General features: G+C 40.8%; 10 protein-coding genes. 9 read left to right on the top strand and 1 reads right to left on the bottom strand.

The window, feature by feature from the left end; genetic code table 11:
* Window positions 1-423 precede the first annotated feature (423 nt).
* Window positions 424-582: a hypothetical protein gene (locus ACE1AT_RS07270; protein ID WP_374866771.1), complete on the top strand. Its 159-nt coding sequence runs from the start codon at window positions 424-426 to the stop codon at window positions 580-582.
* Window positions 576-2,246 carry a 2-isopropylmalate synthase gene (gene leuA, locus ACE1AT_RS07265; protein ID WP_374866769.1) on the top strand — a complete coding sequence of 557 codons (1,671 nt, stop codon included), beginning with the start codon at window positions 576-578 and terminating at the stop codon, window positions 2,244-2,246. The genes ACE1AT_RS07270 and leuA overlap by 7 nt, the downstream gene beginning before the upstream one ends.
* A 113-nt stretch (window positions 2,247-2,359) precedes the next feature.
* Here leuA and ACE1AT_RS07260 read toward each other — a convergent pair whose 3' ends face one another.
* Window positions 2,360-2,572 (bottom strand): hypothetical protein, encoded by a 213-nt coding sequence (locus ACE1AT_RS07260; protein ID WP_374866801.1) that lies wholly within the window; start codon window positions 2,570-2,572, stop codon window positions 2,360-2,362.
* 471 nt (window positions 2,573-3,043) lie between these two features.
* Between ACE1AT_RS07260 and ACE1AT_RS07255 the strand changes: the two genes are divergently transcribed.
* From ACE1AT_RS07255 to ACE1AT_RS07225, 7 genes are all read left to right on the top strand, one after another.
* Window positions 3,044-3,517, top strand: coding sequence for an endonuclease domain-containing protein (locus ACE1AT_RS07255; RefSeq protein ID WP_374866767.1), 474 nt, complete (start codon window positions 3,044-3,046; stop codon window positions 3,515-3,517).
* A 482-nt stretch (window positions 3,518-3,999) separates the two neighbouring features.
* Entirely contained in the window at window positions 4,000-6,567 is a 2,568-nt protein-coding gene (locus ACE1AT_RS07250) for a dynamin family protein (protein ID WP_374866765.1), read from the top strand.
* A gap of 249 nt (window positions 6,568-6,816) precedes the next feature.
* The gene (locus tag ACE1AT_RS07245; RefSeq protein ID WP_374866763.1) at window positions 6,817-10,236 is read left to right on the top strand and encodes a molecular chaperone; all 3,420 of its coding nucleotides are present in this window, start codon (window positions 6,817-6,819) and stop codon (window positions 10,234-10,236) included.
* A 261-nt stretch (window positions 10,237-10,497) separates the two neighbouring features.
* Window positions 10,498-11,628, top strand: a complete 1,131-nt coding sequence (locus ACE1AT_RS07240) for a hypothetical protein (protein WP_374866761.1) — start codon at window positions 10,498-10,500, stop codon at window positions 11,626-11,628.
* A gap of 109 nt (window positions 11,629-11,737) precedes the next feature.
* On the top strand, window positions 11,738-11,893 hold the full coding sequence (locus tag ACE1AT_RS07235; protein WP_374866759.1) for a hypothetical protein: 156 nt from the start codon (window positions 11,738-11,740) through the stop codon (window positions 11,891-11,893).
* 162 nt (window positions 11,894-12,055) lie between these two features.
* Entirely contained in the window at window positions 12,056-13,027 is a 972-nt protein-coding gene (locus tag ACE1AT_RS07230) for a ribonuclease Z (RefSeq protein WP_374866757.1), read from the top strand.
* 1,054 nt (window positions 13,028-14,081) lie between these two features.
* Window positions 14,082-16,385 (top strand): GumC family protein, encoded by a 2,304-nt coding sequence (locus tag ACE1AT_RS07225; protein ID WP_374866755.1) that lies wholly within the window; start codon window positions 14,082-14,084, stop codon window positions 16,383-16,385.
* The last annotated feature ends 27 nt before the right edge of the window (window positions 16,386-16,412 follow it).

Genomic DNA, 16,412 nt, shown 5'->3' with positions numbered 1-16,412 from the left:
GCAAATAAATTTCATAAATTTTACAAAAGAAGAGAACAGGGAACAGAGAGTTAAGAGTTATTTGTTTACTGTAAAAAGTTTGTAGGGTGTGATAGGCGCGTATTGTAATATCATTTTTCACGAAAAATATGATAGTAAGCGTGTAACGCACCATATTATCGGCGGTGCGTGGTAGCGAAGCCATAATGCACTCGACTAAAGATTTACTATTAGTTCAAGATAGAGCGAATCGAATTCGTTATCAATTTTTCGGACACAATTTTAACCATTTTGTATCCGCTCAATAAATCGGGGCGGACTACCAGTTCGGGAACGATTTTACGCCATTTGAGGCTTGTCACTGAGCGATTTACCCCGGATTATTGAGCGCTTACATTTTAACCAACAATCAACAACTAAAAATCAACAAATTAGGAGATTCTTATGCAACTAAATCTAGCACTAGAGGCATTACTACGACTATCTGTGGGTTGTCAGGTTTGGACAAAGTGGCAACCTGATAGCCCTATTTTTTCTGCAAAATCTTTCGCCACAACGCCTCATAAAAATGATCAACAACAAAGGAAAAAACGAAAGTGTTAAACAATCCTGCAACAAAATATCGCCCATTTGCCCCGATTAATTTGAGCGAACGCACCTGGCCAAATCAAACAATTACTCATCCGCCAATTTGGTTGAGTACTGATTTAAGAGATGGCAACCAGGCGTTAATTGAACCGATGAATATTCACCGTAAGTTACGCCTGTTTCAGCTTTTAGTCAGCATTGGTTGCAAAGAAATAGAAATCGCTTTTCCTTCCGCTTCCCAAACTGAATTTGATTTTGTACGATACTTGATAGAACAGGAATTAATTCCTGATGACGTAACTATCCAAGTTTTAACACCAGCTAGAGAAGAATTAATTCGTCGTACCTTTGCAGCTTTAAAAGGAGCAAAACGTGCGATCGTACATTTATATAATGCAGTTTCTCCTGTTTTTCGCCGCATCGTTTTTGGTTTAGATCGCCAGGGAACAATCAATTTAGCAGTTAATGCAGCTAAATTGTTTCCAGAATTAGCAGCCGAACAACCAGATATAAACTGGCAATTTCAATATTCACCCGAAATCTTTACAGCCACAGAATTAGATTTTGCTCAAGAAATCTGCAATGCAGTTTTAGATGTCTGGCAACCCACACCACAACACAAAGCTATCATCAATTTACCCGCAAGTGTCGAAGTTGCCACACCCAATATCTTTGCAGATCAAGTAGAGTGGATGCACCGCAACTTAACTCGCAGAGATAGCGTAATTATCAGTGTCCATCCCCATAACGATCGCGGTTGTGCAGTCGCAGCCGCAGAACTTGCCCAAATGGCAGGTGCTGAAAGGGTTGAGGGCTGTTTGTTTGGTAATGGTGAACGCACTGGAAATTTAGATTTAGTCACCTTGGCAATGAATCTCTACACTCAAGGCATCTATCCAGGGTTAGATTTTTCCAGCATTAACGAAGTTGCCAGAATCATCGAAGATTGCACCCAATTACCCATTCATCCCCGTCATCCCTACGTCGGCGATTTGGTATTCACTGCTTTTTCCGGTTCCCATCAAGACGCCATTAAGAAAGGCTTTGCTGTACAGAAATCAGATACTGTATGGGAAGTTCCTTATTTACCCATCGATCCAACAGATGTGGGACGCACCTATGAATCTGTGGTGCGGGTGAACAGTCAATCAGGTAAAGGTGGAATCGCCTTCTTGCTGGAACGGGATTATGATTTAACATTACCTCGCCGCTTGCAGATCGAGTTTAGCCAAATTGTCCAAAAAGCAATGGATGCTTCTGGTAAGGAAATGTCCTCTACTGATATTTGGGAATTATTTGAGCAAGAATATTTGCAAGTTTGTACGCCACTGAAATACATGACTCATCACTTATCTGAAACTGATGATTACAGTGCAGTGCAGAACATTGCAGTTCGATTGCAACAGGATGAGAAAATGATTACAGTTCAAGGTCAAGGGAATGGGCCAATTGACGCTTTTGTCAATGCTTTGGGTTTAAATATACAAATTCACCATTATGAAGAGCGATCGCGCAATGGTGGAAGTAATGCAGATGCGATCGCCTGTGTTGAAATCGCAGGTGATTTCATTCAGGGTTCATTGCACGGTGTAGGTATTCATGCCAATATCGTCACGGCTTCGATCTTGGCAATACTGAGTGCAGTGAATCGCGCCTTGCAACGTGTGAATGTAGTGTAGCTTTGATTGTAATTTGCGATCGCACATCAGTAAAATAATCTTGCAACTCCAAATACATCAAATCCCCGATTTCTGCGAAGTCGGGGATCTTTCTCTTTTAAGGTAACGCTGGCTCAATCTTTATTTTGTGTAATTTTGTTCACTGTTTGAGCGATCGCTTTAGCATCTTTACCATCAAAAGTTTGCTCGTCGCCATTGTTCCAGGTAATAAAACAGACAAATCGCCAAGACATTTGAATATGAATATCGCAAAATCGAATTTGACGAGCGTGAGTTAAATTTAATAAGCCTCTTGTGGGTGTTTGACAAAGAATGGTTTGTGGCATCATATTTAATAAGACCTTACTGATAAAGGTTGGGTAAGAGAGGCGTTGTCTACTTGCAGGTGGAAGCGCCTCTCTTATTTGTATATTAATACGACTGGCTATTATTTTCAATACCTTTTTAAATATTTTTACATATTATTGCAATATTATTTATGTCACTGCATATACTGAATGTGTCGCGTGAGCAGAGACGCAAAATTTCTCGTCTCTACTTGACAAATAAAAACAACAAATCATACTCTAGAATTTTTACCCTCACCCTAAATCCCTCTCCCAAGGTTGGGAGAGGGACTTTGAAATTTGCACCCTTCTCCCAACGATGAAAAAGGGACTTTGAAATTTGCTCCTCTTCTCCCAACATGGGAGAAGGGGTTGGGGGATGAGGGCAATATTATGGTAAGCCTAAGAGGAAGATAATAATTAGTTCTTGACTGGGAATAATCAATATGTAAAAAAGTTATTTGAGAACTTATGGTCAGGCACGATAATGAGGGCAAACTAGACAAATGGCAAGTCCCGATAACTGTGAAACGCAGAATGATAGAAATTGCCCGTCAGTTTCGCAAAGAACCAACACCCAGTGAAGCTATCCTTTGGCAAGCTTTGCGAAACCGGAAATTAGAAGGTCGTAAATTTCGTCGCCAGCAACCTATAGGATGTTTTATCGTCGATTTTTTCTGTGCCGATGAGCGTTTAATAATTGAAGTAGATGGTTTAATTCATCAATCTCAACAAGTTTTAGACCAACAGCGTCAAGAATTGCTGGAATCTTTGGGATTGCGATTTTTACGACTGAGTAGCGAACTGGTGGAAACAAATTTGCCGGTTGCTTTAGATAATATACGCCAAGCATTGATTTTGCCCTCATCCCCCTACCCCTTCTCCCAACATGGGAGAAGGGGAGAAAATATATCTTCTACAGGCGAAGGGAAACTTCCAGACTAGACCTCAAACTTGCCTTCATCCCCTACCCCTTCTCCCAATTTTGGGAGAAGGGGAGCCAATTTTAAAGTCCCTCTCCCAACTTTGAGAGAGGGATTTAGGGTGAGGGTAAAGATTCATGCAAGAGGTTTACTGAGAACTTAGATCATTCTCTGATCTCTACAAGTCTTAAGGTGAGTATCTGCACAATGGGAATAAGGTTTTCCGGAAAATAATTATGAATATTTCTAGAAGTTTTAGGATTGAGTTTTTGATTAGGACTATCTTGCTTCTACAAATTTATGCAAATTTCTACAAAGTTTTGCAATTTGGAAACAATTATCACGAACAAATTGCTAAACTTCTTTGATTAAAAAACAAGTTATAACTATGACTATTGCCGTAAATCCAAAATTCACTGCTGTCCTACGTGGTAATTGTACAGACGCGATTAATCGCGTCTCTAGCTAACTGCTAAAAACGTGGGATTTTTATTGGGAGTAAGTATGAAGAGTGACATGGCGATCGCACAACTGAGCCGTTATAAAGAATATGGGGAATCTGTTCTCCAAAGTCTGGAGTTAGTCTCACAAAACCCGCCTCCCCAGGAAAGCTGGTTTCCTCAAAGTATACATGAAAACATTCAAAGTTTAAAAGAATCAGCCCAAAGAGTTGTAGAAATAGCCTCTTCACCTGTAAAAATCGGCGTTATGGGTGAATTCAGTAGTGGCAAAACTTTACTAATTGGTAGTCTCATTGGCTACGCTGATGCTTTACCTGTCAGTGAAACCCCCACGACAGGGAACGTCACCGCCATTCATTTGCGTCAACAACCAGACTTACAAACTACCCAAATTGGTAAATACACCGTTCAGTATCTCTCCGATGAGGGTGTGAAAGAGTGTCTGCGGTTTATGCTCCAGGAAGTAGAAACACGAGCCAAAGCAGCAGAAATATCCCTAGAATTGCTGACAAGCTTAAAAAACCTGCACCCCACCACCATTGTTGATAGCAACGGAATCTTGAGATGGTGCGAACAAGCTTGGAATCAGACGCAAAGTTTAGAACTGCGATCGCTACTGCGCGAAATAGTAGTATATATGCGTACCTACAATACTTACGGCAAATTTATTGGCGGTAAAAGCTACCAAATAGATCAGAATACCGCCAAAAAAGGGCTGAGGTTATCTGAACCACCGATGAATATCTTAGAACTCAACTTTGATCAACTGCCACCACCACCGCAACCGTGGACAAATTTCGCTCAACCATCAGCCGTAGATTTACAGAGAAGCTTTTCTTTAATTCGCCGCATCGATGTCACCGTTGAAGTATCCAAAGAAATCTGGGATTTATCTGCACTCCAAGGAACCAATGAATTTGTTTTATTAGACTTTCCCGGATTAGGTTCAGCAGACTCCGGGGTACGGGATACCTTTTTGTCACTGCGCGAACTCAGAGACGTGCAAACTCTGCTGCTACTACTCAACGGTAGATATCCAGGTGGTGCGATCGCCTCCAAAATTCGGACAATGTTAGAACGCGACAAAGGACACGATTTAAGAGATAGAATTATAGTTGGTGTCGGACGCTTCAATCAACTTCCCCTGACCCAAACTGACGAACGCGCTCTTGACGAACTCGTAGACGAACCATTACTTTCCGAAGCCAATATATTAGAAAACCTGGGCATTCTCCAACTTACCATTGCCAGTGCCAGCAACTTAACCACAGAGAAAAAAAATATAGTTTTACTCTCCCAACTTCACGGTTTAGCCAAACTTGCAGAACTTTCTTCCCTCATCCAAGTTTCCTCTCCAGAATTTCTGCCAGAATTAGACATCCCCAACAAACTCTCCGAAGTTGAACTACGAGAAAAATGGCAACAACTCAGTAAAATGCTACCACCATCCAGCACCCTGCAAAAACAACTCAGTGACTTTGCAGAAGACGGAGGAATCAGCAGACTACGCGCATTACTCAAAGACCACGTCGCCCAAAACGGTTTAAAACAACTTGTCGAAGATACCCAAAGAACCGTCAAAGCATTGCAAAAAGAGCAAGATAACCTCAAAACCCTCCTCGAACAAGTACCCGCGTATATCCCCGTCGAAGAAAACCCGAAATTTATCGAACTGCGCCAAGGAATCGAAAACCTCGTAACTATTTACAGACAATTTCAAGAAGAACTAGAAAAACAACCAATATTAAAAAACCGCGATGGCGTCGCCGTCAGTGATATCGTCAAAGACGAATTAACAAATAAAATCTTCTTTGAATGGAGCGAATGGACACTACTATTTGATCGAACCAAAAATGGCACAATTTCCCTCACCAAAACCGACAGCTTTTTTGGTGACGAAGAAGTAGAAGACACCATCCCCACCAAAAGCGATGATTTCTACTCTGCATTCGTCCAAACCATTCAAGAAATGCAAACCTTCGCCCATGACCGCACCACAGAAGCAGTCATCGACTTCTTCAAAAAACTATCAATCGAAGTTGCTGACGAACGTAACACAGTTAACTCCGTCCTCTCGCCAGATATTGAACAATACATCCAAAACAACTTTGGGAAAAATCAACTCCGGCTATTTCGTAACTTCTTACGCGCAGTTGATCCAGCAAATAAATGGCAAAGATTAATTATCGATCACAGTGGATTAGCTAATAATAATCATGCCATCAACGCCGATGCTTTATTTCCCCTAGCGCGCCAAGATGACAAACATCCCAACGGACAAATCCTAGACTGGAGTCCCGATAAACAATTTCCCACTCCTCCCAGACCATTTAATCATCAAATAGCCGTTTTGCGACTGCGAGACGAAATCACCGCCAGCGCCGGTCTACATCTAGTTCAATACGTCAGTCAACTAACCAAACAAGTCAAATTTTCCTTTTCCAGAGCCTTAAAAGAAATAGTCGATAGCTTACAAGAACTACTAAAATCCAAACACGAACCATTACTACGATATATCGCCGACGCAGACAAAGATAAATCTAAATCTGTTCCACCTTGGCTAGAAACCCTTTCCCAAGTAGCAATAATTTCTAATTCAAGTGAATTGTAACATTTGGAATTATGGGGAAGAAACGAACCACAAAGGACACAAAGGACACAAAGGAAGAAGAAATACAAGGTATTACTCTTCTTCCTTTCTTCCTTCGCGTACTTTGTGTCCTACCCTGCGGGTAGACACGAAGTGGCTTCTGTTCCCCGAAGGGGTTCCCGTAGGGTAAGTAGCCGCTGACGCGTCTATGTGGTTCGTTAAATAAAATCTCTGTGTGCTTATGATTAATGTTAAGGGAATTTATAAATAATGCCAATTAAAATAGAACTTTTTAATCGTTACCAATTACGTACACATCCCAACGATCCATCTTTATTACTATTACCCGCAATTGAAATTAAACCTGTTCCTAATCCCCATTTTCCTCATATTTTCCGCATTAATATATTTATTGCTGGGGTACCAGAAGACTTGGCGATCGCCATGCAATCGGCTTATAAAAGTGTAAACTTTGGTACGCACAAGCTTTTACAGCTGAATACTCCCCAGCGATTAAGACAAAGCGATTGTCGCTGGAATGAACCTTTACCAACAGGTGTTAATTGTAATTTGCAAGTCATTATCGAGTATTTTGAATCAGGAGCAACGGGTGATCCGCTTTTGTCTATTAGCAAACAAACGACTGCTGAGTGCAATATCTGGACTTATCCCATCAAAGATTACTCAATTAAAAATCCACTCATGTCTTTTACCGATTCAGTCTTAAACTCTTTTAAAAATACAGCACCCCAAACTTTACCGGATGAAGAAGTAAAGTTACCTGCTGAAGTACCAGTGAAGCAAGGGGAAAATCAATCGGAAATTACTTACCCTGGTTGGTTTGCGATTGATTTTGGCACATCTAATTCGACAGTGACGCTGTATGATCCCAAGGTGATTGTGACACCCCATAGTTTACCTAGTGAACAAGAAGCGAGGTTGCGCGATCGCCTATCGACATGGTTAACTCAACGTCCTGTAGATAACATAGCAGGTATTGGTCAGGATGCTTGGGCGCAGGAATGGCAAAGATTTTTAATTGAAGTGAGTAAGAATATCCAGGTTGATAGTAATGTCAATTTACGCAATTTAAATGGCGAGCAATTTTTAGAAGCGATTCGGCAAATTGAAATTGCTTTGAGTAAGCGTTTACCTTGGTTTCGTCGGGTTGCTAGTAAACATTTAAATCAAATTTATCATGAAGTGTTTCGCGTTCCACCTCTGGAATGGCAAAGTTTGATCTCGGTAGAGTTAGATAAAGATCGACGTTTGAGTGAAATTGCTAGCGAGTTGGAAGTTATTGGCTTAGAACCATTTTTACCAACTAATGATCCGCTCAAAGTCAAAGTTAGTTTGGGTGAACAAGCTAAACAACACCGTCTGGATGCGATTAGACAAGGTGAGGGAATTGATAGCAGATTTTTGCATTCACCAAAACGTTATTTTGGACAAGAACGTTCTTTTCAAATTACTCTTAATGATCAAGAAGATTCTATTCCTGTTAATAAGCTTTTGCAAGCAGCTTATGCTCAATTAATCGAGTTAACTGAAAAATATCGCCAGCGTTCAGGCAAATGTTCCCAAGGTAAATTTTACCGCACGGTGGTGACATACCCCACGATTGCTTCGCCCTTTGTCCGCCGGGAAATTGAACAGTTGGTGAAACAGCTAGATATTGAAGATGTGCAAATGGCTTATGATGAAGCTGTTTCTGTGGCGATCTTTTTCCTGTGGCGAGAATTTGGTGGCGATTTAAATTTAGGAATCGAATCTTTCAAAACTCGCTGTCGTCGGGATGGGGACAAATGGTGGCAAAATGTGATGGTGTTGGATATTGGTGGTGGAACTACCGATTTAGCCTTGATTCGTCTTTCTTTGGAAGAAATCAATCCTTTTGAACCGGGAGAAGATCGGGGCGACGGCGGACGCTACTATAAACTTACACCGAAGTTACTTGGTTCCTCTGGACATCTGCAACTGGGTGGTGAATTAATTACTCTGCGACTATTTTTATTATTGAAAGCAGCAGTAGCCGATTGTTTACTAACGGCAATTGTAGACGAAACCTTACCCAGAGATATTTTAAAAGTACAACCAGAAGAACTAAGCGATCGCTTCCTCCAAAATGGTAAATTCCAACCAGGTTCCCTACTCGCTTGCGTCGATAACGAAGTGCGCGAAGGTGAAGCTTACAAAGAAGCTCTAAATGACGCCGAAAAAGTCTTACCTACCCGGTGGAAAAACGCCCCATCCCGCGCCCAAACATTCTACACACTTTGGGAACACGCTGAAGTTGCCAAACTCACCCTCGGACAAAAACGTCAAACCCTCGATACACCAATATTCATCCTTGATGGGCAAAAAATCTCAGAATTGCTAATCCACAACGATATTACCTTACCTAGCAGCGTGAGCGATCGCTTAAGTGTTACCCTCACCGTCGAACAATTTGAACAAGCAGTCGCACCCGTAGTCAAAGAAGCAGTCGGTATCGCCCAAGGATTAATCGAAAACGCCTTTAAAAACAAATCCCTCAATCCCGGTAACTCCCTCGAAACAGTCGATTGGTTAATTCTCTCCGGGAAAACCTGCAACTTAGAAATCGTCGAACGCGAACTTTACCGAGTCTTCAGCAAATCCGACTACTTCCTCTGGAACGAAGAACGCGTCACCTTTGAACCAGAATACACCAAACTTGCCACATCTGCCGGCGCTTGCTTTGCCGAAAAACTCCGCCAACTCAGCTTCTCTCCCCAACAAGCCAAAGACCTACTCAAAAAAGGAGCCAACCAACTATATATAGATGTCAAAAACCTCTTTTACTTTCTTCCTTGTTCCTTCGTCCGCGAAGTCATCGGTGGTAGTCCCGATCCCATCTTTCACGCTGGACAAGAATTATATCAACTTCAAGCCACAGATGCGATCGCCAAATATCGCAGTCGTTGGATGGGAATGCAATTAACCAACAACATCAGACGTCAAGACTTCGAGAACATGAAACTCCAACTTTGGGGTAGCTACAACGGCGACATCCTGATGAAAAAATTGGGATTGAACGAAGAAGACTTCAAAAACAACATTCAAGTCCAATTTGAAATCAACCAAAAACTAGACATCGATTTATTATTATCACGAGGAAAACCCCATTATCTCATCCCCGTAAACATACCATGTCTCGATGCAGCCAAAGCGATCGCCACACAAACAATAATTTCCGATCACGGAGAAATCATTTGTGATATCGCCGTCAACGTCGCCGAATCAGCCAACGCCTTTAAAACAGATGCTCACACAGTACTATTTTCCAGCAATCAAAATCAAGAAATACAAATCTTTCGTTACAACGAAAGCGACACCCAAATCCAAGGAATAGGATTAATTGCAGAATTACCACCCTTTCCCGTCAGTGGGAAACACACATTTTACTTCCAATTCCGCAACCCCGAATCAAACACATGGGAACTCATCGGTGAACTTCCCCAACCAGAAATCAAATCCGAATATCCTTGTAAATATTACGTCACCCTCAACAAACAAGGTATCTTACGCATACACGCCTTTGAAGTACCCTACTGGACATCAACAAATCCCGAATGTTTGAAAATAGAGGGATGCGTTTATCGAGATTCCCTCCAAGCACAATCTAACAACGTCGAAACAGAACGCGATCCATTTTGCGGATTGCATTAAAAAACTCTTCCTTCTTCGTGTCCTTTGTGTCCTTTGTGGTTCGTTAAATAAATTCAGTGGGCGAGAAGCATAAATTCATTGCGACTTGCATTATAACATTTGTGAACGAACCACATAGACGCGTCAGCGGCTACCTACGGTAGGCGCGTTAGCGACTTCTGCAAGTAGCCACTCCGTGTCTACCCGCAGGGTAGGACGCGAAGGACGCAAAGAAAGAAGAGAGGGATTTTGCGTCAGTTTTGCAGAAATAATGGAGAGAACATGCAGCACCTCAGCAAATTATTGGAAATTGAGGATTCACAATTAGCTTGGGTACTGCGGTTAGGTTTACATGGACTGCGGACTCAATTACAAGAAGCACTCAAAGAAGATACAACAGATCCCGGTAACAGCGCTTGTCAGGAAGTTGTGCGCGAATTAGATCAACTTTTGCAACCACAGAAATTAGAGATCATTACTTCCCCCACTCCCCCCACCTGGGAAGATGTGTTGGAACCAATTCAGTTGGAAATTCCCAAAGAACAGAAACTGAAACACATTGGTGATGCTTTGCTGGCTGATCAAGAATTGTTGCAATATATTGGTGCGTACCAGTTTCACAGCAACAATGATCTTGATTTGTGGAACGAAATCCAACGCTTGCTGCTACGAGTCCCGGAAAAACTAGCCCATACTTGGCGGGAATGCATTTTAGCAGAAGTCAGTCAGCTAGGCGCTTTGGAAGAAAAGTTTGCTGTCCAACAGATTGGTTTTAGCCGCAATGAACCTGTTTACTCTGGTTTACAGGGAAGTGTTTATGCAACCGGCTTGTTTTTATCAGATCAGATTGATTTTGATCCACAGTTGCAAGTAGAAAAAAGAGGTGGGGGATTAGATGTATTAGCCGGGATTGTATCTGTTTGTCTCAATTTTATCGAAACAGATACGTGTTTACACCATGCTTTAAAAAGTGTAGACCGCTTTGGCGTTAGACCTTTGAGTTCAGAAGCAGAAAAATCTAAGTATGTGACAGCACTAGTAGATCGATTTGGGCGTGTCTCTAGTACTACCAATGCTGACCCCGCGATCGCACTCCGTGCCAGACTAGATTTAGATGAGGCGATTCATTCTTTAGTATACTTGCCACCGTGCGATCGCTTTTCTTGGTGGGGAAAACTCCAACAAGAAGCCCGTCGGACTCTCGATAGCGTCGTGGAAAAAGCCCGCGAAGCTGGTTATCAGGTACAAATCCGCCCACTGTGGGGAACCTACGCCGATATCTACACTTACTCAAAAGACGATTTACAACTAGACTTTGGTGGTGTCCCAGGAGAAGTGTCCGCCTGTCTGCGGGTGTATGCCAAAATTAACGATGAGGTAATTCCAGGACGCGTTTTGTTCCGTTCTTCATGACATTTGAATCACAATTTAATATTTACCGACTGTATGAAATTGGACTGATAACCTAATTAATATATGCCAGCTTTAAAGGGATGTTTTTAATCCTTTAACAAAAAAACTCATGCCGGTTAAGGTAGAGGTTCTAGTCAAAGTCGGTAATCTCATTGTTAAAGTCCGCGTCTTAGTAAAAAAAGGTGTCGGTGTCAGAGTCAAAGTTATCGTCAAAGACAAATCAAAAATTAATAACCACACCGAATCAAGTAAACTTGGAAAATGAAAATTTCTTTCTTGGTGTCTTAGTGTCTTGGTGGTGAAAAAATAATTATTGAAACACCAAGACACCAAGACACAAAGAAGAAATAGGAGTCCTGTGCCACTATATAAGTAAGATGAAGCACCTAATATCAGTGAGTGGTTAAAGGAGAACGGGTATAACGCTGTGCAAATCACATTTTTAGGGACGAGTTCCGGAGTACCAACGCGATCGCGTAATGTTTCCAGTGTTGCTCTCAGATTACCCCAAAGAGCAGAGTTGTGGCTATTTGACTGTGGCGAAGGTACTCAGCACCAACTTTTACGAAGTGAACTCAAAAGTAGTCAACTCTCCCGAATTTTTATTACTCACATGCACGGCGACCACATCTTTGGTTTAATGGGTCTGCTGGCTAGTTGTGGTTTAGCAGGTAATGTTGAACGCATTGATATATATGGTCCACCCGGATTGAATGAATATTTACAATCAGCTTTACGCTATTCTCATACACATTTTTCTTACCCTGTCAAGGTTCATGCTGTCCGTCCAGGGTTAATTTACGAAGATGACGAGTTTAGTGTCACCTGTAATTCTTTGCATCATCGGATTACGACCTTTGGCTACCGTGTCGCAGAAAAAGACCGAGCAGGACGCTTTGATATTGAAAAAGCCAAAGCTATGGGAATTCCCCCTGGACGCGTTTACGGTCAACTCAAACGTGGTGAAACCGTCACTCTACCCGATGGAAGGGTATTTCATGGCGCAGATTTTTGTGGTCCCACAGAAATTGGACGCAAAGTAGCCTACTGCACAGACACAATTTATTCTGAAAATGCAGTGGAATTAGCACAGGATGCAGATGTGTTAATTCATGAAGCAACTTTTTCTCACCAAGATGCTGAGATGGCTTTTCAACGTTTACATTCTACATCTACTATGGCAGCCCAAACAGCCTTAGCTGCGGGGGTGCATCGCTTAATCATGACTCATTTTAGCCCTCGTTATGCTCCTGGAAATGGCATAGAGTTAAAAGATTTACTTGAAGAAGCCCGTGCTATTTTTCCTAAAACAAGTATGGCTTATGATTTTATGAGTTATGAAGTACCTAGAAGACGAGAAGCAGAATTAACCTCAACCAGTGCATCTAAATCAAGTTAGAGTTACGTAGGATATATTACGCCTATGTAATGATTTGAATGTTTGCGAGACTAAGTACAAAATTGGATAAATTCATGGCGAAATTTTGACACCAAAACTCCGCGCCCCTCTGCGTTTACCTTTGTGTTTTAAATCGCTAACTGACCATCGCAGTGGTAATTAATCGCCACAACCATTAACCACCAAGTATAAATGACTTTACATAATCTTTAATTTTTTCTGATAAAAAATTAAAATTATTTAGGTAATTTAATTGTTGTGTTTGAGACTAAAAATACAAAGTGTAGGGATAAACTATATTGACTTAATTCGTTGCAGACGATTATTTAATAGTATTATTATACAAACTTACTCTATTATCAACTTTTCATTAAAGTAAATATTCAAAATTATATATGTTGTCATTTATCCACTAATAAGCATTGGCAAGCATCCGTGGTGATTGAAAGCCTCAGCTAAAAAAGATTTCAATCGTAAGGATTTCACCTTCCTAACTTCATTTAGATTCAAAATTCAGATTGGCTATCATTAAGTTTGTTAATATACCAGAGTTAACGTAAAAATAGTAACTTTAAAAGTATTTAGTTTACAGTAAAGACACATATTCAGCAAAAAATTTTACCAGAAGTAAAATTATCGAAAAATTTGTATAAAATCCCAAAAAGAATTACTTTATCCCCCGACAATTGCCGAATTATGAAATGGTAAAGATTGACCAAAAGGGTTGACGATTTCGGGATAATCACTTTAGGTTGATATCAACTAAAAATAGCGGTAATTATCAACCAACAATCGAGTCTCTTCTTTTTGCTTATTTATGCCTATTTACATGACTCTGAAATCAGAATTAAATACAATTGTTCATCAAGTGATAAGTTTTAATATCTGAAATGCGAATTTTACGGTTACTGTAATTAACTTGTATTGCTACAAATCAAAGTATAAATTATTGAGTAGGCGGCAATTACAAACAATAGCCTACTATTCAATCTTCTTAAATCAAGAATCAATGACTCTTGACTGGAAAAATAGTGTTGCAAAATAGAGGATTTTGATGGTGAATGACACTAGCTTGAATAGAGGAAAACTGGTTTTATTTTCCCAAAAAGACACGGCGGACATCAAACAAATCTCTACAATTTTGTTTCGTAGGCGCTTTTTAATTTTGGGAATTTCCTGTGTTGTGATATCGGTTGCAGGTATATTGGCTTTGAAAGCCAAACCTACATACCAAAGCTCTATGCAGTTACTTGTTAGTTCTGATATAGCTGAAGCTGAAACAGCAAGTAATATATCAACCAATACAAATAAAAATACAGGAGAATATACTTTTAAAGGTGTAGAATACAATCCTCAATTGGGTTTAATATTTAGCTCAAAGCTAATCCAAAAAGCTGTAAATTCATTGCATTCTGAGTATCCTGACCTCACAGTTGAAGATATCAAAGGTAAGCATAAAAATCCTCAAAAAAGACCTTTAGCAATCACTGTTATCGATGCGGGAGGAGGAACTAATCAAGTTTTTGGACAAGTATTTGAGCTTTCCTTTGAGAGCAATGATCCGATAAAAGCACAGAAAGTTCTACAAGCTCTGCAAAAGGTATACAAAGATTATGAGCTTCAACAACGAAAACAGCGCCTTGATCAAGCACTAAATTTTGTTAATGTTCGCCTCACTAAAATTAAGCAGGAAGTCAAGCAAGCAGAGGGAAATCTCGAAAAGTTTCGCAAAAAGTACAATTTGATTGATCCAGAGGTACAAGGTAAAATTCTCCTAGAAAACCTTGCAGAAATTAAAAAGCAATTACAAACCACTCGCGCTCAATTACAAGATGTCCAAGCGCGTCATAAAAATCTGCAAAAGGAAATAGCTTATTCGCCTCAAAATATACCTCTTCCCTCACCTGTGAGTCAGTCGAACAGCTATCAAAGCTTACTTGATGAAATTCAAAAAACAGAACTGTCTTTGAGTGAGGAACGCCAACGCTTTACAGATGACTCTCCCGTAGTCCAAAACTTGATTCAGCAGCACCAAAGTCAACTAGATTTATTGCAAAAAGAAATTGAGCGATCGCTATCTAATAAAGATTTAACCAAACAAGCAACTGATACTAAGTTGGAAAACTCAAGCAAGTGGGAAGTACTGAAGCGAGCATTAGCAGAAGAAAAACCTTCTCCAGAACAACCCCAATTAATCCCAGGATTGCTAGGAGAAATTGACCAAAAGCTCATGCAACAATTAATCGAGGTGCAAACAACTGCTGAGGGACTACGCGCTAATGAACAGAGTTTGACGGAATCAGAAAAGCAAGTTCGCTCAGAACTCAGCAAGTATCCCAGTCTCATCTCCGAGTACAACCGTTTGTTACCCGAAGTGCAAGCAACTCGCAAAAAGCTTGAGCAAATGACCGCAGCACAACAAGCTTTAGGATTAAGAATTGCTCAAACAGGCTCCGATTTGCAAGTCTTGGAAGAACCCCTACGCGGAACTGATTTAGGTAGCAACAGCTTATTATTTATTTTGGGAGGAATAATCCTTGCACCTTTAGTGAGTGTAGGAACAGCGATCATGCGGGAATTATCTGACGATGTTGTCTATTCTCCGCAAGAATTACAAAAACTGACACATCTGCGGTTACTAGCAACAGTTTCAAAACTCAGCAAACCTCGTCGTGACAAACAGCTTTTAAACTTAGCAAAAATCTGGCGTTCTCACACAGATCAAGACAAAGACACATCTCAGACCAAAACTCTACCTGTCTATGCTGCTTGGCCATCCCACGAAAGCTTAGATATCGCTTATCAAAACCTGCAAATCATCACATCTTCTGTGTCTTCTAAATCTGTGATGTTGACATCCGCACAACCAAAAGAAGGTAAGACAAGCATTGCTTTGGGACTGGCGGTAAGTGCTGCTCGTATGCATAAACGGGTACTATTGATTGATGCCAATCTGCGAGAACCGAGTCTGCACAAAACCTTGGAACTCTCCAACAATTGGGGACTATCTCTACTGTTGCTTGATGAAAGTAATACATCTGATCAAGATTATATTCAACCAGTTCATCCCCTAATTGATGTTTTAACAGCCGGTTCCCCAGTGGAAGATCCAGTCAAATTGCTCAGTTCGGGACGAATGAAAGAACTGCTTGAGTCGTTTGAGCAGACTTACGACTTAGTATTAATCGATGCTCCTGCGATTCTCAAGACAGTTGACGCCAGAATTTTAGCAACCTTGTGCGATCGCATCATCATGGTGTCACGCGTTGGTAAAGTTTCCCAAGCTGATTTAATTCAAGCAACAGACATTTTGAAAAACTTGAATTTAGTTGGTGTCATCGCTAATACTGCTCAGTAAAATAAGTTCGTAGTAAGGACTAAAGTC

It is taken from the genome of Pelatocladus sp. BLCC-F211 (assembly GCF_041928655.1).
GTDB lineage: Bacteria > Cyanobacteriota > Cyanobacteriia > Cyanobacteriales > Nostocaceae > Pelatocladus.
This window is presented reverse-complemented; position numbering and strand designations above follow the sequence as displayed.